This is a genomic window from Burkholderia sp. AU32262 (assembly GCF_020419985.1).
Taxonomy (GTDB): Bacteria; Pseudomonadota; Gammaproteobacteria; order Burkholderiales; family Burkholderiaceae; genus Burkholderia; species Burkholderia semiarida.
Window position 1 is genome coordinate 62797 of the sequence record NZ_JAIZRS010000014.1, and the last position, 24503, is coordinate 87299.

Consider the following 24503-nt stretch of genomic DNA (forward strand, 5'->3'; position numbering starts at 1 on the left):
TTACGCTTCTTCCGGTGCGACCTGCTGCTTCTGCGCGAGCCGGTTTTCGAGGTAGTGGATGCTGGTGCCGCCTTCGACGAACTTCGAATCGATCATCAGCTCGCGGTGCAGCGGGATGTTGGTCTGGATGCCTTCGACGACCATTTCCGACAGCGCGATGCGCATCCGGCGGATCGCCTGTTCGCGCGTCGCGCCGTAGGTGATCAGCTTGCCGATCATCGAATCGTAGTTCGGCGGCACGAAATAACCATTGTATGCGTGCGAATCGACGCGCACGCCGGGGCCGCCCGGCGTATGCCACGACGTGATCCGGCCCGGCGACGGCGTGAACTTGAACGGATCTTCGGCGTTGATCCGGCATTCGATCGCATGCCCGCGGAACTGGATGTCGCGCTGGCGCAGCGCGAGCTTCTCGCCGGCCGCGATGCGAATCTGTTCCTGCACGATGTCGACGCCCGTGATCAGCTCCGATACCGGATGCTCGACCTGCACGCGCGTGTTCATCTCGATGAAGTAGAACTCACCGTTCTCGTACAGGAATTCGAACGTGCCCGCACCGAGGTAGCCCATCTTCTTGCACGCGTCCGCGCAGCGGTCGCCGATGCGGTCGATCAGGCGGCGCGGAATGCCGGGCGCCGGCGCTTCCTCGATCACCTTCTGGTGGCGGCGCTGCATCGAGCAGTCGCGCTCGCCGAGCCAGATCGCGTTCTTGTGCGCGTCCGACAGCACCTGGATCTCGATGTGGCGCGGGTTCTCGAGGAACTTCTCCATGTACACCTGCGGGTTGCCGAACGCACGGCCGGCTTCCTCGCGGGTCATGTTGACCGCGTTGACGAGCGCGGCTTCGGTGTGCACGACGCGCATCCCGCGCCCGCCGCCGCCGCCTGCCGCCTTGATGATGACCGGATAGCCGATCGCGCGCGCAATCTTGACGATCTCCTTCGGATCGTCCGGCAACGCGCCTTCCGAGCCCGGCACGCACGGCACGCCGGTCTTGATCATCGTCTGCTTCGCGGTGACCTTGTCACCCATCATGCGGATCGTTTCCGGACGCGGGCCGATGAACGTGAAGCCCGACTGCTCGACGCGCTCCGCGAAATCGGCGTTCTCCGACAGGAAGCCGTAGCCGGGGTGGATCGCCTCGGCATCGGTGGCTTCCGCGGCGCTGATCAGCGCCGGCATGTTCAGGTAGCTCAGGTTCGACGGGGCCGGGCCGATGCAGACGGCTTCGTCCGCGAGGCGCACGTACTTGGCTTCCTTGTCGGCTTCCGAGTAGACGACCACCGTCTTGACGCCGAGTTCGCGGCACGCACGCTGGATGCGCAGCGCGATTTCACCGCGGTTGGCAATGAGGATTTTTTCAAACATAGCGAGTATTCGTCTCTTCGAGGGGCGCGCGAACGGCGCCTGGCGAGCATCGGCGGCGCGCGGCCGGCTGGGCCGCGCGGCGGGCTTAGCCGATCACGAAAAGCGGCTGGCCGTATTCGACGGCCTGGCCGTTCTCGACGAGGATTTCCTTGATCACGCCGGCCTTGTCCGACTCGATCTCGTTGAGCAACTTCATCGCTTCGATGATGCAGATCGTCTGGCCTTCCTTGACCGTGTCGCCGGCCTGCACGAACGGGTCGGCGCCCGGCGACGGCGCGCGATAGAACGTGCCGACCATCGGCGACGTCACGACGTGGCCCTGCGGAGCGGCCGGTGCGGCTGCAGCGCCGGCGGCCGGCGCGGCGGCGCCTTCGGCCGGCAGCGCGGCCGACGGCGCGGGCGCGCTGACTTGCGGGGCATACCCAGCCGTCGGCTGCACGTAGACCGGCGGCGCGTTCTTGACGATACGCACCTTGCCTTCGCCTTCCGTCACTTCCAGCTCGGAGATGCCGGATTCGGAAACGAGGTCGATCAGAGTTTTCAGCTTACGAAGATCCATCGGGAATTCCCCTTTCAATACGTGAAAGCGCCGGTGAGCGGCCGGCGCTGAATCTAGATCGCGAAATCAGCCGCGCGACGCGCCTTGCAGCTTGTCCAGCGCGTACTCGAGCGCGTACAGATAACCTTTCCAGCCGAGCCCGCAGATCACGCCTTCGGCCTGGTCGGAAAAGTAGGAGTGGTGCCTGAACGCTTCGCGGCGATGCACGTTCGACAGGTGAACCTCGACGAACGGAATGCCAACGCCGGCGATCGCGTCCCGGATCGCAACGCTCGTATGCGTGTACGCGGCCGGGTTGATCAGGATGAAGTCGGTCTGTTCCTCCCGCGCGGCCTGGATGCGGTCGACCAGCGCACCTTCATGGTTGCTCTGGAACGACGACAGTTCGGCGCCGGCCTCCTGGGCGCGCGCGGCAAGCGCCTGATCGATCTGCGCGAGCGTGACGCGGCCGTACACCTCCGGTTCCCGGGTGCCGAGAAGGTTCAGGTTGGGGCCGTGCAACACCAGCAATCGTGTCATGGTCGCTTCTATTTCTGCGGAATTGCGCGAACTTTAGCGCTATTTAGAGAAATTTGTCTAGTTTTGCCGAACGGCCAGACGCGTCGGACCCGCAAGAATTACCGGTGCGGATGCAAAGTATCGGCGAATTCACGCGAAATTGCGGCGAATGAACGGCAAATCACCACGAACGCGCAGGCCGCCGCTTGCGCGGATTACAGCGCGTCGAGCGTCTTTTTCAGCTCGGCCGGCTGGATTTGTCCTAATTTTGTCTCGCGGATCTTGCCGGTTTCGTCGATGACGACGGTAAACGGCAGCGCGCCGGCGGTATTTCCGAAATTGCGGGCCAGATCGGCGCCCGCATAGCCGCTGACGAAGACCGGGTAATCGACCTTCACCTTCTGCAGGAAATTCTTCACGTTCTGCTCGGAATCCACGCCGATTCCGACGAAGCGGATGCCTTTCTGCTTGTACTGATGCGACAGCGCGACGAGCTCGGGCATCTCCTCGACGCACGGGCCGCACCACGACGCCCAGAAATTGACGACGACTTTCTGGCCCTTGAAGGCGGCCAGCGTGGCCGGCTTGCCGTCGACGCCGGTGAGCGACGACGCCCACAGCTGGTCGACCGGACTGCCGTGGGCGGCCGGCGCGGCGACGGCGACGCCGTCGTCGGTCGTGCCGCGGAACCAGTGGCCGGCGGCGATCCCGCCGGCAACGGCGGCGGCCGCGACCACCGCGAGCGCCAACATGCGTTTCATCATCATCGTTGAATCATTCCGGTTCGGAAGGGGCCTCGCCTGCCGCGACGAGTGCGCGCAGCGCGGCGGCGTCCGCGCGGGCGACGCGGCCGCGCGCGTCGGCCTTCACCGCGCCGCGCAGGTCGTCGCTCGCATACAGCGCGAGATGGATGCCGATCGCGTCCACGTCGCGCCGCGGGCGCCACAGGAAACTGAGCGTCTCGACGTCGCCGCGGCCCGCGAAATGCCGCGTCTCGGACACGTCGTACTGGACGTTCTGGTTCAGCAGGTAGATCGCGACGTCCTTCGGGTTGTCGGTGAACGCCTGCAAATGGATATCCGAATGCGCGTTCGCGGTGCCGTTCAGCACGGCGCCCGTCACGTAAGGATGGAACTCGGCGAGCCGGCGCATCCAGTCGAGCGCGATCTCGCGCAGGCGGCGCAGTTCGTCCGGCTGCGTGTCGCTCTGGAACAGCGCGAGGTACTCGCGCAGTTCTTCCTCGATCTGGTCGTTATCCGGCAGCCATTCGCCCGCAACGCGCGAATCGCCCAGCAACTGGCGCGCGGCCTTGCGTTTCGCGCCGGCGTAGTCCAGCCCGTCCTCCGCGATCAGGCGGGCGGCGGACTGGGCGATTTCCTCGCGGACGCGCCGCGGGTCGACAAGAGGTTTGCGAGACATGATCCGGCAATCATACTCGATCGTCGCGGCGCCCGAGCACGGGTGCGGCGGCCCGCCGCCCGAGGGTGGCGGCGCCGTTCGCCCGCATCGTTCGGGCCGCCGGGCATCGCAGGCCGTCAGTTACAATAGTGCTCTTTTGTGTCGCGGCCAGGTCGTTGGCCGGGCGCCGGCCGCACGGCCTCGCCGGCGCGCCGCGCACGCATCCTTTCCGAATCGACGGCGCCCCGGCGGCGCGAAAGCATTCATCTATGCACATCCACATTCTTGGCATCTGCGGCACCTTCATGGGCGGTCTCGCCGTACTCGCACGCGCGGCGGGCCACACGGTGACGGGTTGCGACGCGGGCGTCTATCCGCCGATGAGCACGCAGCTCGAGGCGCAGGGCATCACGCTGATCGACGGCTACGGCGCCGAGCAGATCGACCTGAAGCCGGACCTGTTCGTGATCGGCAACGTCGTCACGCGCGGCAATCCGCTGATGGAGGCGATCCTCGATCGCGGCCTGCCTTACGTGTCCGGCCCGCAGTGGCTCGGCGAGCACGTGCTGGCCGGCAAGTGGGTGCTTGCCGTGGCGGGCACGCACGGCAAGACGACCACGTCGTCGATGCTCGCGTGGCTGCTGGAGGACGCGGGGCTCAACCCGGGCTTCCTGATCGGCGGCGTGCCGCTGAACTTCGGCGTGTCCGCGCGGCTTACCGATTCGAGCTTCTTCGTGATCGAGGCCGACGAGTACGACACGGCATTCTTCGACAAGCGCTCGAAGTTCGTGCACTATCGGCCGCGCACCGCGGTGCTGAACAACCTGGAATTCGATCACGCCGACATCTTCCCCGATCTCGCCGCGATCGAGACGCAATTCCATCATCTGGTGCGCACCGTGCCCGGCGTCGGGCGGATCGTCACGAACGGCCGCTCCGACGCGCTCGAGCGCGTGCTGGCGCGCGGCTGCTGGAGCGAGGTCGAACGCTTCGGCGTCGACGGCGGCTGGCAGGCGCTGCCGGCCGAGGACGGCGTGCCGGTGGACGAACGCTTCGCGGTGTATCGCCAAGCCGAGCGTGTCGGCGAAGTCGCGTGGCAGGTGCAGGGCGACCACAACCGGATGAACGCGCTCGCGGCGATCGCCGCCGCGCGCCACGTCGGCGTGCCGCCCGCGCAGGCGGCCGTTTCGCTCGCCTCGTTCCGCAACGTGAAGCGCCGCATGGAAGTGCGCGGCAGCGTGGACGGCGTGACCGTCTATGACGATTTCGCCCACCATCCAACCGCGATCGACACCACGATCGCCGGCCTTCGCGCGCGCATCGGCCGCAAGAATGCCCGCATCCTCGCCGTGCTGGAGCCGCGCTCGAACACGATGAAGCTCGGCGTGATGAAGTCGCAATTGCCGTCGAGCCTCGCCGACGCCGATCTCGTGTTCGGCTACGGCGCACCGACCGGGCGCGATGCGCTCGGCTGGAATCTTGCCGAAGCGCTCGCGCCGCTCGGCGAGCGTGCGCGCGCATTCGACGACCTGCACGCGCTGGTGAAGGCGGTGGTCGAGGCCGCGCGCCCGGGCGACCACGTGCTCGTGATGAGCAACGGCGGTTTCGGCGGCGTGCACCAGAAGCTGCTCGACGCGCTCGGGAGCCGCACGTGATCCTGTATCTGCACGGCTTCCGGTCGTCGCCGGAATCGCAGAAGTCACGGCTGCTCGCCGCACGGATGGCCGAACTCGGCCGCACCGGCGAGTGGCGGTGCCCGTCGCTGTCGGTGTCGCCGCTCGACGCGATCGCGTTCGCGGAAGCCGAGGTCGCGGGCGCGCGCGACGTGACCGTGATCGGCAGCTCGCTCGGCGGGTATTACGCGACGTGGCTCGCCGAAAAGCATGGCTGGAAAGCCGTGCTGCTGAATCCGGCGATCGTGCCGCAGCGCGATCTCGAACAGCATCTGGGCGAGCAGCCGCTGTGGCACGGCGGCGGCACGATCGTCGTCGAGCGCCGTCACCTGCACGAACTCGACGCGCTGCGTGTGCCGGCGATCACGCGCGCCGACCGCTACTATCTGTTCGCGGCGACCGGCGACGAAGTGCTCGATTATCGCGAGATGCTCGCCCATTACCCGGGCGCGAAAACCCGCGTGATCGACGGCAGCGATCACGGGATCAGCGAATTTGCCGACTATGTCGACGACGTTCTCGCGTTTTGCGACGGAAAGACGTCATAAACCGGCCGCGTGCCGATCGAATCCCCAACATCATGCGGCGCCGCCGACGCGGCGCCCGGCAGTCTGAACGAGAGTACTGAGTGAACGTTTTCTTCGAGGAATCGGGCAGTTTCAAGGCGGGCAGCGTGCTGTCGCGCCAGGGCGACGCATTTCAGGTCGAGTTGCCCGGCGGGCGGCGCGCGAAGGTGCGCGCGAAAGACGTGCTGATCGAATTCGACAAGCCGGCCGCAAGCGAACTGATGCAGGAGGCCGACACGGCCGCGCAGCAGATCGATCTGGATTTTCTGTGGGAATGCGCGCCGGCCGACGAGTTCGCGTACACGGCGCTGGCCGCCGAATACTTCGGCGCGACGTACGGCCCGGTCGAGCGCGCCGCGCTGGTGCTGCGGCTGCACGGCTCGCCCGTCTATTTTCGCCGCAAGGGGCGCGGCCAGTACCAGCGCGCGCCGGAAGAGCAGCTCAAGATGGCGCTCGCGTCGCTCGAGCGCAAGCGCCAGCAGGCGCTCGTGCAGGCGCAGTATGAAGAGGAACTGAAGGCCGGCAAGCTGCCGGAAGCGTTCGCGGGCAAGGTGCTCGGGCTGCTGACGCGGCCGGACAAGAATTCGATCGAATACAAGGCGATGGAAGCGGCGGCCGGCGCGCGCGGCGTGTCGCCGGCGCGGCTGATGCTCGACTGCGGCGGCATCGAGTCGCCGCGTGCGCTGCACGAAGCGCGCTTTCTCGCGGAATTCTTCCCTCACGGCACGGGCTTTCCGCCCGTCACGGTCGGCCCGCTGCCGGACGACCTGCCGCGCGCGAACGTCGAGGCGTTCTCGATCGACGACATCACGACCACCGAAATCGACGACGCGTTTTCGGTCGAGCACCTGTCCGACGGCCGGGTGCGAATCGGCGTGCACATCGCGGCGCCGGCGCTCGGCATCGTGCGCGGCGACCCGGTCGACGCGATCGCGCGTGCGCGCCTGTCGACCGTCTACATGCCGGGCGACAAGATCACGATGCTGCCGGACGACGTGGTGGACGTGTTCACGCTGAAAGAGGGTGACTATCGCCCGGCGCTGTCGCTGTACATCATCGTCAACCGCGAGACGCAGGAGATCGTCGCGAACGAGACGCGCGCCGAGCTCGTGTTCGTGAAGAGCAACCTGCGCCACAACACGCTCGACGAGCTCGTCAACGAAGAGACGCTCGCGGCCGGCACCGGCGACTATCCGCACAAGGACGACATCGCCGTGCTGTGGCCGCTCGCGCAGGCGCTGTTCGAGAAGCGCCAGGTCGCGCGCGCGGGCTACGGGCTGAAGCGCGAGGTGCAGCGCAACACCGACTACAACTTCTACGTCGAAGGCGAGCACGTGACGATCACGCCGCGCCGCCGCGGCTCGCCGCTCGACCTGATCGTGTCGGAGCTCGCGATCCTCGCGAACTCGACCTGGGGCGCGTTCCTGCACGACCATACGGTGCCGGGCATCTACCGGTCGCAGCGCGGCTTCGGCGCGCCGGGCCCGAAGCGCACGCGGATGCAGACGACGGCCGCGCCGCACGAAGGCCTCGGCGTCGCGCAATACGCGTGGAGCACGTCGCCGCTGCGCCGCTACGTCGACCTCGTGAACCAGTGGCAGCTGCTCGCGTGCGTGCAGCACGGCGTCACCGCGAAGCTCGCCGCGCCGTTCAAGCCGAAGGACGCCGATCTCTACGCGGTCGTGCAGGGCTTCGACGATACGTATACGGCCTACGCCGACTACCAGCGCCGGATGGAGTACTTCTGGTGCCTGCGCTGGCTCGCGCAGGAGCAGAAGAAGCAGGTGGTCGCGAGCGTCGTGAAGGGCGATCTCGTGCGCCTCGAGGAAATCCCGCTGCTGCTGCACGTGCCGGGGCTCGGCGTGCATGCGCGCGGCACGCGCGTGCTGCTCGACGTGATGTCGCTCGACGAGCTGACGATCGAGGCGTCGGTGCGGCTCTTGAACGTGCTCGACGCGCCGACCGTGACGAGCGGCGACGCGGCCGACGAAGAGGATGACGCCGAAGGCGGCGACGACACGCTGGTCGACGCGCAAGACGCGTCGGCGCAAGCCGAGGCCGAGGCGCTGGCCGAATCGGGCGACGCGGCGGCAGAGGGCGGCGAGGCCGCGGGCGGCAACGACGGCGAAGCGGGGCGCGCATCATGAACGCAACTGCGTCGATGAGCGGCGCCGACCGCTATGTCGTGTTCGGCAACCCGGTGGCGCACAGCAAGTCGCCGTTCATCCACGCGCAGTTCGCCGCGCAGACCGGCGAGCCGATCGAGTACACGCACCGGCTCGCGCCGGTCGACGGGTTCGAGGCCGCGGTGCGCGCGTTCGTCGCCGAAGGCGGACGCGGCGCGAACGTGACGGTGCCGTTCAAGCTCGACGCGCATGCGCTCGCCGATACGCTGTCGCCGCGCGCGGCGGCGGCCGGTGCGGTGAACACGCTGCGCATCGACGCCGACGGCCGCCTCCATGGCGACAACACCGACGGCGTCGGCCTCGTGCGCGACATCGAGGCGAATCTCGGCGTGTCGCTCGCCGGTGCGCGCATCCTGCTGCTCGGCGCGGGCGGCGCCGCGCGCGGCGTCGTGCTGCCGCTGCTCGACCGCGCGCCGCTGTCCATGACGATCGTGAATCGCACCGCGAGCAAGGCCGAGGCGCTCGTCGGCCAGTTCATGCAGGCCGCGCACGATGCGGGCTGCACGCTCGCGGGCGGCGGCCCCGGCGTCGTGCGCGCCGAGCCGTACGACGTGGTGATCAATGCGACGGCCGGCAGCCTCGATGCCGCGCTGCCGGAATGCGACGCGGCCGCGTTCGGCACGGGCACGCTCGCGTACGACATGATGTACGGCGCGCAGCCGACCGTGTTCATGCAGCACGCGGCGTCGCTCGGCGCGCGCACGGCCGACGGGCTCGGGATGCTCGTCGAGCAGGCCGCCGAATCGTTCTTCATCTGGCGCGGCGTGCGGCCGGACGGTGCGCCGGTGCTGGCCGCGCTGCGCCAGGCGCTCGCGGCGAGCTGAACGGAGCGGCACGTGGTGGCGGTGGGCGGCATGCAGCGCACGCGGACGGTGAGCGTCGCTCGCTGGCTCGTCTACGCAGGGTCGGTGTTGGCGGGCGCGTGGCTCGCGACGCAACTGTTCTATCTCGCGCAGATCGCGCTGTGGTCGTTCGTGAATCCGGGCTCGACCGCATTCATGCGCACCGACGCGTGGTGGCTGTCGCGCGACACGCCGCCCGCGCAAATCCGGCACCTGTGGGTGCCGTACGACCAGATCTCGCGCAACCTGAAGCGTGCGCTGATCGCCTCCGAGGATTCGACGTTCGCGACCAACAACGGCTACGACGTCGACGCGATCCTGCAGGCGTGGGAGAAGAACAAGGCGCGCGGCAGGATCGTCGCGGGCGGCTCGACGATCACGCAGCAGCTCGCCCGCAACCTGTTCCTGTCGCGCGAGAAGAGCTACATCCGCAAGGGGCAGGAGCTCATCATCACGTGGATGCTCGAAACGGTGCTCGACAAGGAACGCATCTTCGAGATCTACCTGAATTCGGTCGAATGGGGCCGCGGTGTGTACGGGGCCGAGGCGGCCGCACGCTATTACTACAGGATTCCCGCGAGCCGGCTCGGCGCGTGGCAGTCGGCGCGTCTCGCGGTGATGCTGCCGAAGCCGCGCTGGTTCGATGCGCATCGCGGCTCGGCCTACCAGGCGCAGCGTGCGGCGGTCATCGCGCGCCGGATGGGGGCGGCCGAGCTGCCGCAATCCGAGTAAGCGGCGGCGCGCCGCTGCATTGTCCGTTCTGCCGTTGGCGCACGGTTGCTGCACCGCAGCGCATTCGTGTCGCGATCATGTCGGGCCGGATCCTTTAGACGAATCCGTCTATTTCGATTTGCTGAGCAATATCGGCGACTACCTGATTTTGTTGACCGGCATTGCACGAAACGGGTGCTTTTTTAATCGTTTCCGGTCAACGCGAAAGTCGGCGAAAGCGACGTGAAATGCAACGTTTCGCGAATCGAAGCATTCCTGAAAGGTGTGCGCCGCACCGGCCGCACGCCAAATATTTCCAAATTTTTCAAAGCCGGCGGGCTCGCGTATATTGGCCGGCGCCTCGGCTCATCGGCCGCAATCGAGGCGGGGGGGCGGCTTATCCGGCTGCTCGACACGAAAAACATCCGAGAGAAGGAACGCAACGATGCCAGCGAGCAAAGCGAAGCTGTTGTTGGGGGTGGTGTGTTCTTCGCTGATTCTGACGGCCTGCAACGACGACGTGACGTCGTCCGCTGCGGCGAGCGCCGCGAATTCAGCCGATCCCGCCGGTCAGGTCGACCGCGCGTACAACGATCCGAACAGTTATTCGTCGAGCGCGAACGCGTCGCTCGACGCGGCCGCCGCGGTCGAAAAGGCGGCCGTCACGCACCACCAGATCACGCTGAACGGCAAGACGATCCGGTACACGGCCACCGCCGGCCACCTCGTCGCGCGCAATCCGCAGACGGGCGCGCCTGAAGCGTCGTTCTTCTACGTCGCCTACACGGCCGACAACCAGCCCGCGGCGAAGCGGCCCGTCACGTTCCTGTACAACGGCGGCCCCGGTTCGGCCTCGGTGTGGCTGCATCTCGGCTCGTTCGGCCCGCGTCGTATCCAGACCGGCGACCCGAACGCGAACACGTCGACGTTCCCGTTCGTCGACAACCAGGACACGCTGCTCGACACGACCGACCTCGTGTTCGTCGATGCGATCGGCACCGGCTTTTCGGAGGCGATCGCGCCGAACACGAACCAGACGTTCTGGGGCGTCGACCAGGACGCCGGCGCATTCCGCGATTTCGTGACGCGCTACCTGAACGTGAACCAGCGCGGCGCTTCGCCGAAATACCTGTTCGGCGAATCGTACGGCACGCCGCGCACCGACGTGCTCGCGAACCTGCTCGAGACGGCCGGCGTGAAGCTCGACGGCATCGTGCTGCAGTCGTCGATCCTGAACTACAACACCAACTGCGACATGGCGAGCGACTATGTCGGCAACTCGAACAACGGCGCGAGCCCGGTGAGCTGCGCGGGCTTCGTGCCGTCGTACGGCACGGTCGGCGCGTACTACCAGCTCGACAACCCGAACCCGTCGAACCTGCCGCAGTATGCGGACCAGATGCGCCTGCTGACGGCCGGCAGCTACGCGCCCGCCGTGAACGCGTACCTCGCGAGCCACACGCCGCCGCCGCCGAACCTGGTCACGACGATGGTGAATTCGACCGGCGTGAAGCAAGCGCTGTGGAATGCGGACTTCAACGTGGTCCCGACCTTCTTCGACAACAGCTTCCAGTTGTCGCTCGTTCCGGGCACGCTGATCGGCCGCTACGACGCACGCGTGAACGTGCCCCTGTCGAGCCCGCTCGCGGCCGACGGCGATCCGTCCAGCTCGTTCATCACGAAGCCGTTCACCGACACGATCGGCAGCTACCTGCCGAACGAACTCAAGTACACCGCGCAGTCGGCCTACTCGGTGAGCAGCAATGCGATCAACACGTGGGACTGGACGCACGACGGCCTCGCGATGCCCGACACGATCCCCGATCTGGCCGCGGCGCTGACGCTGAACCCGCAGTTGAAGGTGCTGTCGCTGAACGGGTATCACGACATCGCGACGCCGTTCTACCAGACCGAGCTCGACCTCGCGCGGCTCGGCACGCAACCGAACCTGACGATCAAGGACTATCAGGGCGGGCACATGGTCTATCTCGACGATACGTCGCGTCCGCAGGAGAAAGCCGACCTCGTGACCTTCTACAACGCGGCCGCGCACTGATGCGCGAGGCCGGCGATAGGTGCCCTCGGCGGCGCCGCTCGCCGGCAGTCGACCTCATTCCAGACTGGAGCCTGACATGAAGAATCGTTTCATCGTCGTTGCCGCGGCGCTCGCATGCGTCGGCGCCGCCACATCCGTTTCCGCGTTCGCACAGGCGAGCGACGCCGTCGCGCCGGCGCGTGCGCGCCAGGCGCAGCTCGGCGATCCGTACGTGCCGCCGGCCGCGCGCCACGCGAGCGCCGGCACGCAGACGACCGGCGCCGCACTGCATGCGCAGGTGGTGCGCAAGCTCGCGCGGCAGTTCAGCGCGGCCGATACGCAGAACACGGGTTCGATCACCGAGTCGCAGGCGCGCGCGGCCGGCCTCGGCTACGTCGCGAACCACTTCCGGCAGATCGATGCGGGCGGCAGCGGCCGCGTGTCGTTCGCCGACGTACAGCGCTACATGCAGGCGCGCGGCACGAGCCAGCAGTAAGCGCGGGACGCGGTGAGCAAACGGGGGCGGAACCTGCGGCACGGCGGGTTCCGCCCCCGTGCGCATCGCCCGGCGGTTGCGCGAGCCCCCGAGTCGATCTCGCCTGAATTCTCATTATCTGGACAACGCATTCAAATATTGGAGCCGAGTGCGTGCGCTCCTACAATCCGAAGCACATCGACAGCTTCGGACCCACGCATCGCGCGGCGCCCGTCGCACACGGAGACACCTTCCATGAAGTTCGCCGGGCGCTTTACTCGGTGCATCGACCGCCGCCACGCCGCAGCACGGGACGCAGTTCCGGCGCCGCGCGAGCGGCTTCACCGATTCCGTTGAAGAAGCCCCGCCCCATGACCAAGATGCCAGACTCCCTTGCCCTCGACGCCCGGCGCGCGATGCCGGCCGAACCGTCGCTGACCGACAGCATCGGCGCGACCAGCACGCCGCTCGACCTCGCCGCGCAGCAGGCCGGCACGCAGACGCTGCTGCGCGGCCTCGCGATCCTCGAGGCGATCGCGAACGGCGCGCGCGACATGCGTGCGATCGGCGCCGCGCTCGGCACGACGCGCAGCACGACGCATCGCCTCGTCAGCAGCCTCGTGCAGGCGCGCTATCTGCGCCAGGTGCAGGGCGGCTACCTGCTCGGCCCGAAGCTGATCGAGCTCGGCACGATCGCGCTCGAACAGATGCCGCTCACCGCGGTGGCGCGTCCGCATCTGGAGGCGCTCGCGGAAGCGACGCTCGATACGATCCATCTCGGCGTGCGCGACGGCGACGACGTGCTGTACATCGACAAGATTCCCGGCACGCGCGGCCTCGAGATGCGCTCGCGCGTCGGCCACCGGATGCCGCTCGCATCGACCGGCATCGGCAAGGCGATGATGCTCGACCTCGATCCCGAGCTGTGGCGCTCGCTGTTCGAAGCCGCGCGGCGCGCGCTGGCCGGCGTCAACTTCAAGCCCGACAACCGGCCCGAGACGAATGCGTTCCTGCAGCGCATGGCCCATTACGCGGCCGGCGGCTATACGTTCGACCTCGAGGAAAACGAGGCGTCGATCCGCTGCGTGGCCGCGCCGATCCGCGACGCGTCGGGCGCGATCGTCGCGGCGGTGTCGGTCGCGAGCACGATTCCGTACATGCCGCACGACCGGATGGACGAACTGATTCCGCTCGTGCAGCGCGAAGCGCGAGCCATTTCCGCGGAACTGGGCTGGAGCCCGCCGCAGGGTACCCGCAGGATCAAACGATGACGACTTCGACCCGGCCCGTTCCGGATGCCTGTTCCGCCGCCCCGTCGCTGATCGCGCTCGACTGGGGCACCACGTCGCTGCGCGCCTATCTGTACGACGCGCACGGTGTGCCGATCGACACGCGCAGCCGGGCGGCCGGCGTGATGCACGTGCCGGGTGGCGGCGCGCGTGCGTTCGACGCGGTGTTCGAGGAAGCGTGCGGCGACTGGCTCGACCGCACGCCCGGCCTGCCGGTGCTCGCCGCCGGGATGGTCGGCAGCGCGCAGGGCTGGCGCGAAGCGCCGTACGTCGCGGTGCCGGCCGGCGCCGACGCGCTCGTCGCGGGCCTCATCACGGTGACGACGGCGCGCGGCGCGACAGTCTCGATCGTGCCGGGCGTGATCGCGACGGGCGACTTGCCCGACGTGATGCGCGGCGAAGAAACGCAGATCGTCGGCGCGCTCGCGAGCGATCCCACGCTTGGCGCCGATCGTTCAGGCGTACTGATCGGCTTGCCGGGAACGCATGCGAAATGGGCGTGGGTGAAGGACGGGCTGATCGAACGCTTCCAGACCTTCATGACCGGCGAGCTGTTCGCGGTGCTGCGCGATCACACGATCCTCGGCCGCACGATGCGCGCGGGTGCGTCGCCCGACCGTGGCGCGTTCGTGCGCGGCGTGGCGGTCGCGCGCGGCGCGCGGCACACGGGGCTGCTCGCGACGATTTTCAGCACGCGCACGCTCGGCCTGACCGACCGGCTCGCGCCCGATGCGCAGGGCGACTACCTGTCCGGCCTGCTGATCGGCCATGAGCTCAATGCGCTCGACGCGATGCTCGCGGAGCGCGGCATCGCGCTCGCGGACCAGCCGCTGCTGCTGATCGGCGACGGCGGCCTGTGTTCGCGCTACGTCGATGCGCTGCAGGTATTCGGCCATGCGCATGCGCGTGTCGCCGCGCAGGCGACCGAGCGCGGCCTGTGGCGGATCGCGTCGCGCGCCGGGCTCGTGCGCGCGGACGGCGAGCCCGTCTGCGCCGACCAATGAACTGCTTGCAGAGGAATCCTCGATGCCGTCCGACCTGACATTGCCCGCGCCGTACACGCCCCACGCCGCCCTGATGCGCGCGTTCGATGCGTGCCCGCTGATCGCGATCATGCGTGGCATCACGCCCGCGGAAGCGGCCGACCACGGCCGCGCGCTCTACGAAGCCGGCTTCCGGATCGTCGAGGTGCCGCTGAACTCGCCGGAGCCGTTCGACAGCATCGCGGCGCTGCGGCGCGCGTTGCCCGACGACATGATCGTCGGCGCGGGCACGGTGTTGCGCGCCGAGTACGTCGACCGCGTGCAGGACGCGGGCGGCGCGCTGATCGTGATGCCGCACAGCGACGCGGCCGTGATCCGCCGCGCCCGCGAGCGCGGGCTGGCGAGCGCGCCGGGCGTCGCAACGCCGACCGAAGCATTCGCGGCGCTGACGAACGGCGCCGACGTGCTGAAGATGTTCCCGGCCGAGCAGCTCGGCGTGACGGTCGTGAAGGCGTGGCGCGCGGTGATCGACCGTGCGGTGCCGCTGGTTCCGGTCGGAGGGATCGCACCGGACAACATGCGGCCGTTCCTCGACGCCGGCGCGAACGGTTTCGGGCTCGGCTCGGCGCTGTACCGTCCCGGCCAGTCGGCGGATACGACCGCGGCGAATGCGCGCGCGTTCCAGGCCGGCTTGCGCGCGGCACGCGGCGGAGCCGCATGATGGGCCGCCTCGCGGGCAAGGTCGCGATGGTGACGGGCGCGGGCCGCGGCATCGGCGCCGCGATCGCGCGTGTGTTCGTGCGCGAAGGCGCGGCCGTCGCGCTCGTCGATCTCGACTTCCCGCAGGCGCAGCACACGGCCGCCGCGATCGCACACGAATGCGACGGCGCGCGCGTGCTGCCGCTGCAGGCGGACGTTGCGCGGCAACAGGCGGTGCGCGATGCGCTCGCGCGGACGGAAGCGGCGTTCGGCCCGCTCGACGTGCTCGTGAACAACGCGGGCATCAACGTGTTCGCCGATCCGCTGACGATGACCGACGACGACTGGCGGCGCTGCTTCGCGGTCGATCTCGACGGCGTGTGGCACGGCTGCCGCGCGGCGCTGGAGGGCATGGTCGAGCGCGGTCGCGGCAGCATCGTGAACATCGCGTCGACGCATGCGTTCAGGATCATTCCGGGCTGCTTTCCATACCCGGTCGCGAAGCACGGCGTGCTCGGCCTGACGCGTGCGCTCGGCATCGAATACGCGGCGCGCAACGTGCGCGTGAACGCGATCGCGCCGGGCTACATCGAGACGCAACTGACGCGCGACTGGTGGGACGCGCAGCCCGATCCGGCCGCCGCGCGCGCCGAGACGCTCGCGCTGCAGCCGATGAAGCGGATCGGGAAACCGGAGGAGGTCGCGATGACGGCCGTGTTCCTGGCGTCCGACGAGGCGCCGTTCATCAATGCCGCGTGCATCACCGTCGATGGCGGGCGCGCGGCGCTGTATCACGACTGACACGATTGACGTAACGATTCGAAAGACCGCACGTGCGACGGCCGCGCGCACGCTGCGTCGAAACCAACAAGCGGCTGCATCCTGTTCGATGAAAACAAGGAGACACTGGAGATGAAACGCAGAACGTTCGTAACGCTGGCCGCCGCGGCCGCGGTGGTGATGGGCAGCCCGGTCGCGCACGCGGCCGACCCGGTCAAGATCGGCTTCCTCGTGAAGCAGCCCGAAGAGCCGTGGTTCCAGGACGAGTGGAAATTCGCCGAGATCGCCGCGAAGCAGAAGGGCTTCACGCTCGTGAAGATCGGCGCGCCGTCCGGCGAGAAGGTGATGAGCGCGATCGACAACCTGTCCGCGCAGAAGGCGCAGGGCTTCATCATCTGCACGCCCGACGTGAAGCTCGGGCCGGGCATCGTCGCGAAGGCGAAGTCGCACAACCTGAAGATGATGACGGTCGACGACCGCCTCGTCGACGGCGCGGGCAAGCCGATCGAGTCGGTGCCTCACATGGGGATTTCCGCATACAACATCGGCAAGCAGGTCGGCGACGGCATCGCGGCCGAGATCAAGAAGCGCGGCTGGGACATGAAGGACGTCGGTGCGATCGACATCACCTACGAGCAGTTGCCGACCGCGCACGACCGCACGAGCGGCGCGACCGACGCGCTGGTGGCCGCCGGCTTCCCGAAGGCGAACGTGATCGCGGCGCCGCAGGCGAAGACCGACACCGAGAACGCGTTCAACGCGGCGAACATCGCGCTCACGAAGAACCCGCAGTTCAAGCACTGGGTCGCGTACGGCCTGAACGACGAGGCCGTGCTCGGCGCGGTGCGCGCGGCCGAAGGGCGCGGCTTCAAGGCCGACAACATGATCGGCATCGGCATCGGCGGCTCTGATTCGGCGTTGAACGAGTTCAAGAAGCCGCAGCCGACGGGCTTCTACGGCACCGTGATCATCAGCCCGAAGCGCCACGGCGAGGAAACCTCGGACCTGATGTACGCGTGGATCACGCAGGGCAAGGCGCCGCCGCCGCTGACGCTGACGACGGGCATGCTCGCGACGCGCGAGAACGTGTCGAAGGTGCGCGAGGAGATGGGGCTCGCATCGAAGTAAGCGGCCCGCCGGCTGCCGCGGCGACGCGGCGGCGGGCGGTCGATGGATCTGGAAGTGGGGAGACGACGTGTCAGCGGCACTGCGTTTTGACAATATCGGGAAGGTATTTCCCGGCGTGCGCGCACTCGACGGCATTTCGTTCGACGTGCATGCGGGCGAGGTGCATGGCCTGATGGGCGAGAACGGCGCGGGCAAGTCGACGCTGTTGAAGATTCTCGGCGGCGAATACCAGCCCGACGCGGGCAGCGTGCTGGTCGACGGCCAGCCCGTGCAGTTCGCGAATGCGGCCGCGTCGATCGCGGCCGGCATCGCGGTGATTCACCAGGAATTGCAGTACGTGCCCGATTTGACGGTCGCGGAAAACCTGCTGCTCGGCCGCCTGCCGAATGCGTTCGGCTGGGTCAGGAAGCGCGAGGCGAAGCGTTACGTGCGCGAGCGGCTCGCCGAGATGGGCGTCGATCTGGACCCCGACGCGCGGCTCGGGCGGCTGTCGATCGCGCAGCGGCAGATGGTCGAGATCTGCAAGGCGCTGATGCGCAATGCACGCGTGATCGCGCTCGACGAACCGACGAGCTCGTTGTCGCATCGCGAGACGGAAGTGCTGTTCAAGCTGGTCGACGATCTGCGCGCGCAGGGCCGTGCGCTGATCTACATCTCGCACCGGATGGACGAGATCTACCGGCTGTGCGACGCGTGCACGATCTTCCGCGACGGGCGCAAGATCGCGTCGCACGAGGCGCTGGCCGACGTGCCGCGCGAGCGGCTCGTCGCCGAGATGGTGGGGCGCGAGATCGCCGACATCTACCATTACGCGCCGCGCGCGCTCGGCGACGTGCGGTTTTCCGCCGAAGGCGTCGACGGCCCGGCGCTGCGCGAACCGGCGAGCTTCTCGGTGCGCGCGGGCGAGATCGTCGGCTTCTTCGGGCTCGTCGGCGCCGGCCGCAGCGAGCTGATGCGGCTCGTGTACGGCGCGGACCGCCGGCGCGCGGGCGTGCTGACGCTCGACGGCCAGCGCATCGACGTGAAGCGCACCGGCGACGCGATCCGCCACGGCATCGTGCTGTGCCCGGAGGACCGCAAGGAAGAAGGAATCATCGCGATCGCGTCGGTCGCGGAGAACATCAACATCAGCTGCCGCCGCCATTCGCTGCGTGCAGGGCTGTTCATCAACGGCAAGACCGAAAGCGCGACGGCCGACCGCTTCATCCAGCGGCTGAAGATCAAGACGCCGAACCGGCGGCAGAAGATCCGCTTCCTGTCGGGCGGCAACCAGCAGAAGGCGATCCTGTCGCGCTGGCTCGCGGAGCCCGACCTGAAGGTCGTGATCCTCGACGAGCCGACGCGCGGGATCGACGTCGGCGCGAAGCACGAGATCTACGACGTGATCTACCGGCTCGCGGAGCGCGGCTGCGCGATCGTGATGGTGTCGTCGGAACTGCCGGAAGTGCTCGGCGTGTCCGACCGCATCGTCGTGATGCGCGAAGGGCGGATCGCCGGCGAGCTGGCGCGCGCCGACGCGAACGAGCACGCGGTGCTGAACCTCGCGCTGCCGCAGACGAGCGCGGCCGAGGCGGCCTGACGCGGCCGGCTACGTCCGGACAAGCCCGGGACAATCGAATCGAACACGCGCGGCGCGGGCCGCGCGATGCAGGAGCAGGAGACACACCATGCAAGCCAACGAAAACCTTGCCAGCGCCGCCGTGAAGCCGTCGGCCGACGCGCTGGTTCCGCAGCAGAGCGACCGCCAGAAGTGGTGGCAGCATCTGACCGAATACAGCCTGATCGCGATCTTCGCGATGATGTTCATCACGATGTCGCTGACCGTCGATCACTTCTTCTCGATCGACAACATGCTCGGCCTCGCGCTGTCCATCTCGCAGATCGGCATGGTCGCGTGCACGATGATGTTCTGTCTCGCGTCGCGCGACTTCGACCTGTCGATCGGCTCGACCGTCGCGTTCTCCGGCGTGCTGTGCGCGATGGTGCTGAACGCGACCGACAACACGTTCGTCGCGATCGTCGCCGCGGTCGCGGCCGGCGCCGCGATCGGCTTCGTGAACGGCGCGGTGATCGCGTACCTGCGCATCAACGCGCTGATCACGACGCTCGCGACGATGGAGATCGTGCGCGGGCTCGGCTTCATCGTGTCGAAGGGGCAGGCGGTCGGCGTGTCGTCGGACACCTTCATCGCGCTCGGCGGGCTGTCGATGTTCGGCGTGTCGCTGCCGATCTGGGTCACGCTGCTGTGCTTCATCGGGTTCGGCGTGCTGCTGAACCAGACCATCTATGGCCGCAACACGCTCGCGATCGGCGGCAATCCGGAAGCGTCGCGGCTCGCGGGGATCAACGTCGAACGCACGCGCGTGTACATCTTCCTGATCCAGGGCGCGGTGACGGCGCTCGCGGGCGTGATCCTCGCGTCGCGCATCACGTCGGGCCAGCCGAACGCCGCGCAAGGCTTCGAGCTGAACGTGATCTCCGCGTGCGTGCTCGGCGGCGTGTCGCTGATGGGCGGCCGCGCGACGATTTCCGGCGTCGTGATCGGCGTGCTGATCATGGGCACCGTCGAGAACGTGATGAACCTGCTGAACATCGACGCGTTCTACCAGTATCTCGTGCGCGGCGCGATCCTGCTCGCGGCCGTGCTGCTCGACCAGTTGAAGAACCGCGGCGTACGCGACTGACCGAATCCACGGAGACGACACGCATGACCATCGACCCATCAGCGCAGGGCACGCACGCGGCGGCGAGCGACGCGCGCTATGCGCGCTACCCGAGCCTCGAGGATCGCGCGGTGCTGATCACGGGCGGCGCGACCGGCATCGGCGCGTCGTTCGTCGAGCACTTCGCCGAACAGGGCGCGCGCGTCGCGTTCGTCGATCTCGACGCGGCGGCCGGCGCCGCACTGGCCGAACGCCTCGCGCACGTGCGCCATGCGCCGCTGTTCCTGTCCTGCGACCTGACCGACATCGACGCGCTGCGCCGGGCGATCGACGCGATCCGCGCGCGCATCGGCGCGATCGCGGTGCTCGTGAACAATGCGGCGAACGACACGCGCCATGCGATCGGCGACGTGACGCCCGCGTCGTTCGATGCCGGCATCGCGGTGAACCTGCGTCATCAGTTCTTCGCCGCGCAGGCGGTGATCGACGACATGAAGCGGCAGGGCGGCGGCTCGATCGTCAATCTCGGCTCGATCAGCTGGATGCTGAAGAACGGCGGCTATCCCGTCTACGTGATGGCGAAGGCGGCCGTGCAGGGCCTGACGCGCGGCCTCGCACGCGATCTCGGCCCGTTCGGCATCCGCGTGAATTCGCTGGTGCCCGGCTGGGTGATGACCGACAAGCAGCGCCGGCTGTGGCTCGACGACGCGGGCCGCGCGGCGATCAAGGCCGGCCAGTGCATCGACGCCGAACTGCTGCCGGCCGACCTCGCACGGATGGCGCTGTTTCTCGCGGCCGACGACAGCCGGATGATCACCGCGCAGGACGTGATCGTCGACGGCGGCTGGGCCTGACCGTTCGCAAGACCTGCATCGTTTCTTCGACGAAGGAAAGGAGCTCACCATGACCGCCACGTCCTCGCGCGCATCGTCGTCCACCAGCCAGTCGCGCCGCGCGCGCCTGGCCGCCGCCGCCCAGCCGGTCAGCCCCGGCCCGCAGACGGCCGTGTTCGCGCAGGGCGTCGGCGCCGCGCATGCGGCGGCCGTCACGCTGTCGAACGCGTCGCTGCGGCTCGACGTGCTGCCGCACCTCGGCGGCGGCATCGCGCGCTTCGACTGGCGCGGCGACAACGGCGCGCTGATGCCGGTGTTCCGCCGTTGCGAGCACCCGGAGACGGCGACGGACCCGAACGAGCTCGCATGCTACCCGCTGCTGCCGTACTCGAACCGGATCGGCGGCGGGCGCTTCGAATGCGACGGGCGCAAGGTCGCGGTGCCGCGCAACCGCCGCGACGAGCCGCTGCCGATCCACGGCGACGGCTGGCTCGCGCCGTGGCAGGTGGACGATGCGACCGACACGTCGCTGCAACTGTCGCTCGATCGTGCGGCCGGCGCGCCGTATGCGTTCCGCGCGATCCAGTCGTTCGAACTCGACGACGCGACGCTGTCGATCGCGCTGACGATCGAGAACGCCGGGCGCGCGCGGCTGCCGTTCGGGCTCGGCGTGCATCCGTTCCTCGTGCGCGATACGGAGACCGAGCTGGCCGCGGCGGCGGGCGGCCTGTGGCTGTCGGGCGCCGATTTCCTGCCGGTGCGGCACGTCAGCGTGCCGCCGGCCTGGCAGTTCGGCGTCGCGTATCCGCTGCCGGCCACGCTCGTCAATCACGCGTTCACCGGCTGGGGCGGCCACGCGACGGTGAGCTGGCCGCGCCGCCGGCTGTCGCTGACCGTCGCGGCCGATGCCGACGCGTACGTGCTCTATACGCCGCCGGGCGAGGATTTCTTCTGCTTCGAGCCGGTCGATCATCCGATCAATGCGGTGAACCTGCCGGGCGGCGCGGCCGCGCACGGGATGACGTTGCTCGCGCCCGGCGAGCGGCTCACGCGGCGCTTCGCGTTCACGGTCGAGCGCGCCGATGCGCGCGGCAATGGCGCGACACGCGAGGCAGCGCGGCGACGCGGGTAAAATACGCGGTCTACCAACGGTTTGCCGCGAGTATCCGCCATGTCTTCCCCGCTTACTTTCATCGAATCGCTGCGCGCCGCGTGGCAGCGCACGAATTCGCTGCTGTGCGTCGGCCTCGATCCCGAGCCGTCGCGCTTTCCCGTGCAGTTCGACGGCCAGCCCGACGCGATCTTCGAATTCTGCCGGCAGATCGTCGACGCGACCGCGCCGTATGCGAGCGCGTTCAAGCCGCAGATCGCGTACTTCGCCGCGCATCGCGCGGAAGACCAGCTCGAGCGGCTGATCGCGCACATCCATCTCCAGCATCCGGGCCTGCCCGTGATCCTCGACGCGAAGCGCGGCGACATCGGCAGCACGGCCGAGCAGTACGCGCGCGAGGCGTTCGAGCGCTATCGCGCGGACGCCGTCACGGTGAACCCGTACATGGGCTACGACTCGGTCGAGCCGTACTTCGAGCATGAAGGCAAGGGCGTGATCGTGCTGTGCCGCACGTCGAACCCGGGCGGCTCGGATCTGCAGTTCCTCGATACGAACGGGCGGCCGCTGTATCAGGTCGTCGCCGATCTCGCGGCGAACAAGTGGAACGCGAAGAACGGCCAGCTCGGCCTCGTGGTCGGCGCGACGTTCCCGAAGGAAATCGAGATCGTGCGCGGGATCGTCGGCGACATGCCGCTCCTGATCCCCGGCATCGGCGCGCAGGGCGGCGACGTGCAGGCGACCGTCAACGCGGGCCGCACGGCCGACGGCACCGGGATGATGATCAACTCGTCGCGCGCGATCCTGTATGCGAGCAAGGGCGAGGATTTCGCCGAAGCCGCGGCGCTCGCCGCGCAGAAGACGCGCGACACGATCAACGCGCATCGCTGAAATACCGGCCGCCCGCTCGGGCGGCCTTCGACCGCCGCGCCCGCGTTCGCGGGCCGCGCGCCTTCATCGTGTATTCGCCGTCCTGGCGCACGCGAACAATTTTCCGTCGCTTCCGTACTGCACGTGCGCAATTTAGTCGCGCCATGCTGCCGTTTGTCATCGATCCGTCACGAAAATGTCAAGAAAAGGAGCGACGCCATGCCCAAGCTGTCCCGCTGTCTTCTGAGCGCGTTCGCCGCGTCGCTGTGCATGACGTTCGCCCATGCGGCGGACCTGTCGCACTGGCCGGCCGACAGCGCGAAAGCGCTGAACGCGATGATCGCCGCGCACGCGAACCGCGGCGACTACGCGGTGTTCGACGCCGACAACACGACCTACCGCTACGACCTCGAGGAATCGCTGCTGCCGTATCTCGAGAACCACGGCGTGCTGACGCGCGACTCGCTCGATCCGTCGCTCAAGCTGATCCCGTTCAAGGATTCCGCCGACTACAAGGAATCGCTGACGAGCTACTACTACCGGCTGTGCGAGATCGACGATCTGGTCTGCTATCCGTGGATCGCGCAGGCGTTCGCCGGGCAGTCGCTCGCCAGCCTGAAGCGCCACGTCGACGCGATGCTCGCCGACGGCAAGCCGATCCCGATCCGCTACTGGCAGGGCGACAAGGTGGTCGACGGCACGGTGAATCCGCCGCGCTTCTTCCGCGGGATGCAGGAGCTGTACAACGCGCTGCGCGAGAACGGCATCGACGTCTACGTGATGACGGCCGCGCACGAGGAACTCGCGCGGCTCGTGCTGTCCGACCCGAAGTACGGCTACAACGTGAAGCCGCAGAACGTGATCGGCGTGACGACGCTGCTGCGCGACCCGGCCACCGGCGCGCTGACCACGTCGCGGCTGCAGATCAAGGCCGGCAAGTACGACGAGGCCGCGAACCGCAACCTCGTGATCACGCCGTTCCTGATGAACCCGATGACGTGGTACGAAGGCAAGCTCGGTTCGATCGTCGGCTGGATCGACCAGTGGAAGAAGCCGGTGCTCGTCGCGGGCGACACGCCGAGCTCCGACGGCTACATGCTGCTGAACGCGACCGACGTCGCGCGCGGCGGCGTGCGCGTGTGGGTCAACAAGAAGGACAAGCAGATGGCGCAGATCCGCGCGTGGTCGGACGAATCGGCCGCGAAGCAGAAGGCGCTCGGCCTGCCGGTGACGGCGGACAAGAACTGGATCGTCGTGAAGCCCGACGCGATTCAATAAGCGGGCGCGGCGCGCCACGCGCGCCCGGGCCGCTCAGCCTTCGTGTTCGTCGAGCAGCTTCAGCAGCCCGCGCAGCGCATGCGCGGCCGCCTGCGTGCGGATCTGTTCGCGGTCGCCCTTGAACACGCGCGTCTCGACGTCGGTATGCAGCCGGTTGCTCCAGCCGAACGACACGGTGCCGACCGGCTTCTTCTCGCTGCCGCCGGCCGGGCCCGCGATGCCGGTGACGGACAGCGCGACCTGCGCGCGGCTGTTGCGCAGCGCGCCTTCGGCCATCGCGCGCGCGACGGGCTCGCTGACGGCGCCGTGCTTGTCGATCAAGTCGGGCGGCACGCCGATCATCTCGATCTTGGCCTGGTTCGAGTACGTGACGAAGCCGCGCTCGAACCACTGGCTGCTGCCGGAAATGTCGGTGATCGCCGTGGCGATCATCCCGCCGGTGCAGGATTCGGCGGTGGCGAGCGTGAGGTGCTCGTCACGCAGCTTGTTGCCTGCGCGGATCGCAAGCTGGTGGACGACGGAATCGGTTGGCATGCGCGTCGGGAAACGGGAGTCGGGAAA

24 protein-coding genes are annotated in these 24503 nt (G+C 68.2%); 18 read left to right on the top strand and 6 right to left on the bottom strand.

The genetic code is table 11. The features are described 5' to 3' along the window. The 5 genes from accC to LGN10_RS18205 form a co-directional block, all read right to left on the bottom strand. Complete coding sequence (accC, locus tag LGN10_RS18185; RefSeq protein ID WP_226224512.1) at nt 1–1368, bottom strand: acetyl-CoA carboxylase biotin carboxylase subunit; 1368 nt, start codon at nt 1366–1368, stop codon at nt 1–3. Nucleotides 1369–1453: 85 nt separating this feature from the next. After that, nucleotides 1454–1927: an acetyl-CoA carboxylase biotin carboxyl carrier protein gene (gene accB, locus LGN10_RS18190; RefSeq protein WP_059638044.1), complete on the bottom strand. Its 474-nt coding sequence runs from the start codon at nt 1925–1927 to the stop codon at nt 1454–1456. A 66-nt stretch (nt 1928–1993) separates the two neighbouring features. Then, entirely contained in the window at nt 1994–2446 is a 453-nt protein-coding gene (gene aroQ, locus LGN10_RS18195; RefSeq protein ID WP_040143361.1) for a type II 3-dehydroquinate dehydratase, read from the bottom strand. A gap of 194 nt (nt 2447–2640) precedes the next feature. Continuing rightward, nucleotides 2641–3192: a TlpA family protein disulfide reductase gene (locus tag LGN10_RS18200; RefSeq protein WP_059638048.1), complete on the bottom strand. Its 552-nt coding sequence runs from the start codon at nt 3190–3192 to the stop codon at nt 2641–2643. Nucleotides 3193–3199: 7 nt separating this feature from the next. Next, nucleotides 3200–3844, bottom strand: a complete 645-nt coding sequence (locus LGN10_RS18205) for a hypothetical protein (protein WP_059580939.1) — start codon at nt 3842–3844, stop codon at nt 3200–3202. A gap of 248 nt (nt 3845–4092) precedes the next feature. Between LGN10_RS18205 and mpl the strand changes: the two genes are divergently transcribed. The 18 genes from mpl to LGN10_RS18295 all read left to right on the top strand — a co-directional run bounded on the left by mpl (nt 4093) and on the right by LGN10_RS18295 (nt 23942). Further along, nucleotides 4093–5478, top strand: coding sequence for a UDP-N-acetylmuramate:L-alanyl-gamma-D-glutamyl-meso-diaminopimelate ligase (mpl, locus tag LGN10_RS18210; protein ID WP_124861671.1), 1386 nt, complete (start codon nt 4093–4095; stop codon nt 5476–5478). After that, entirely contained in the window at nt 5475–6044 is a 570-nt protein-coding gene (locus tag LGN10_RS18215) for a YqiA/YcfP family alpha/beta fold hydrolase (protein ID WP_124861668.1), read from the top strand. Before mpl ends, LGN10_RS18215 begins: the two co-directional genes overlap by 4 nt. A gap of 80 nt (nt 6045–6124) precedes the next feature. Then, the gene (locus LGN10_RS18220) at nt 6125–8209 is read left to right on the top strand and encodes an RNB domain-containing ribonuclease (protein ID WP_060312609.1); all 2085 of its coding nucleotides are present in this window, start codon (nt 6125–6127) and stop codon (nt 8207–8209) included. Then, a complete protein-coding gene (gene aroE, locus LGN10_RS18225) occupies nt 8206–9072 on the top strand; it encodes a shikimate dehydrogenase (RefSeq protein ID WP_124658333.1) in 867 nt (288 codons plus the stop codon). Before LGN10_RS18220 ends, aroE begins: the two co-directional genes overlap by 4 nt. 12 nt (nt 9073–9084) lie before the next feature. Next, complete coding sequence (gene mtgA / locus LGN10_RS18230) at nt 9085–9822, top strand: monofunctional biosynthetic peptidoglycan transglycosylase (RefSeq protein WP_226224514.1); 738 nt, start codon at nt 9085–9087, stop codon at nt 9820–9822. A gap of 424 nt (nt 9823–10246) precedes the next feature. Continuing rightward, the gene (locus LGN10_RS18235; protein ID WP_059580953.1) at nt 10247–11857 is read left to right on the top strand and encodes a S10 family peptidase; all 1611 of its coding nucleotides are present in this window, start codon (nt 10247–10249) and stop codon (nt 11855–11857) included. A 76-nt stretch (nt 11858–11933) separates the two neighbouring features. Continuing rightward, nucleotides 11934–12332 (top strand): hypothetical protein, encoded by a 399-nt coding sequence (locus LGN10_RS18240; RefSeq protein ID WP_059580955.1) that lies wholly within the window; start codon nt 11934–11936, stop codon nt 12330–12332. 350 nt (nt 12333–12682) lie between these two features. Further along, entirely contained in the window at nt 12683–13582 is a 900-nt protein-coding gene (locus LGN10_RS18245) for an IclR family transcriptional regulator (RefSeq protein ID WP_059580957.1), read from the top strand. Then, entirely contained in the window at nt 13579–14604 is a 1026-nt protein-coding gene (locus tag LGN10_RS18250; RefSeq protein WP_059580960.1) for a 2-dehydro-3-deoxygalactonokinase, read from the top strand. Before LGN10_RS18245 ends, LGN10_RS18250 begins: the two co-directional genes overlap by 4 nt. Before the next feature lie 22 nt (nt 14605–14626). Then, nucleotides 14627–15304: a 2-dehydro-3-deoxy-6-phosphogalactonate aldolase gene (locus LGN10_RS18255; RefSeq protein ID WP_059638065.1), complete on the top strand. Its 678-nt coding sequence runs from the start codon at nt 14627–14629 to the stop codon at nt 15302–15304. Further along, nucleotides 15304–16083 carry an SDR family oxidoreductase gene (locus tag LGN10_RS18260; protein WP_099316604.1) on the top strand — a complete coding sequence of 260 codons (780 nt, stop codon included), beginning with the start codon at nt 15304–15306 and terminating at the stop codon, nt 16081–16083. Before LGN10_RS18255 ends, LGN10_RS18260 begins: the two co-directional genes overlap by 1 nt. A 111-nt stretch (nt 16084–16194) precedes the next feature. After that, nucleotides 16195–17190, top strand: a complete 996-nt coding sequence (locus LGN10_RS18265; protein WP_059580965.1) for an arabinose ABC transporter substrate-binding protein — start codon at nt 16195–16197, stop codon at nt 17188–17190. A 67-nt stretch (nt 17191–17257) separates the two neighbouring features. Continuing rightward, nucleotides 17258–18769: an L-arabinose ABC transporter ATP-binding protein AraG gene (gene araG / locus LGN10_RS18270; RefSeq protein ID WP_226224515.1), complete on the top strand. Its 1512-nt coding sequence runs from the start codon at nt 17258–17260 to the stop codon at nt 18767–18769. 88 nt (nt 18770–18857) lie between these two features. Beyond that, entirely contained in the window at nt 18858–19874 is a 1017-nt protein-coding gene (araH, locus tag LGN10_RS18275; protein WP_226224517.1) for an L-arabinose ABC transporter permease AraH, read from the top strand. A gap of 23 nt (nt 19875–19897) precedes the next feature. Next, nucleotides 19898–20707, top strand: coding sequence for an SDR family NAD(P)-dependent oxidoreductase (locus LGN10_RS18280; protein WP_059580973.1), 810 nt, complete (start codon nt 19898–19900; stop codon nt 20705–20707). A 49-nt stretch (nt 20708–20756) separates the two neighbouring features. Continuing rightward, a complete protein-coding gene (locus LGN10_RS18285; protein ID WP_059638072.1) occupies nt 20757–21818 on the top strand; it encodes an aldose 1-epimerase in 1062 nt (353 codons plus the stop codon). Nucleotides 21819–21857: 39 nt separating this feature from the next. Further along, nucleotides 21858–22685 carry an orotidine-5'-phosphate decarboxylase gene (gene pyrF, locus LGN10_RS18290; protein ID WP_006483119.1) on the top strand — a complete coding sequence of 276 codons (828 nt, stop codon included), beginning with the start codon at nt 21858–21860 and terminating at the stop codon, nt 22683–22685. A gap of 198 nt (nt 22686–22883) precedes the next feature. Beyond that, complete coding sequence (locus LGN10_RS18295) at nt 22884–23942, top strand: haloacid dehalogenase-like hydrolase (protein ID WP_226224519.1); 1059 nt, start codon at nt 22884–22886, stop codon at nt 23940–23942. A 33-nt stretch (nt 23943–23975) separates the two neighbouring features. Here LGN10_RS18295 and LGN10_RS18300 read toward each other — a convergent pair whose 3' ends face one another. Next, nucleotides 23976–24476 (bottom strand): CinA family protein, encoded by a 501-nt coding sequence (locus tag LGN10_RS18300; RefSeq protein ID WP_059580979.1) that lies wholly within the window; start codon nt 24474–24476, stop codon nt 23976–23978. Nucleotides 24477–24503: the final 27 nt, after the last annotated feature.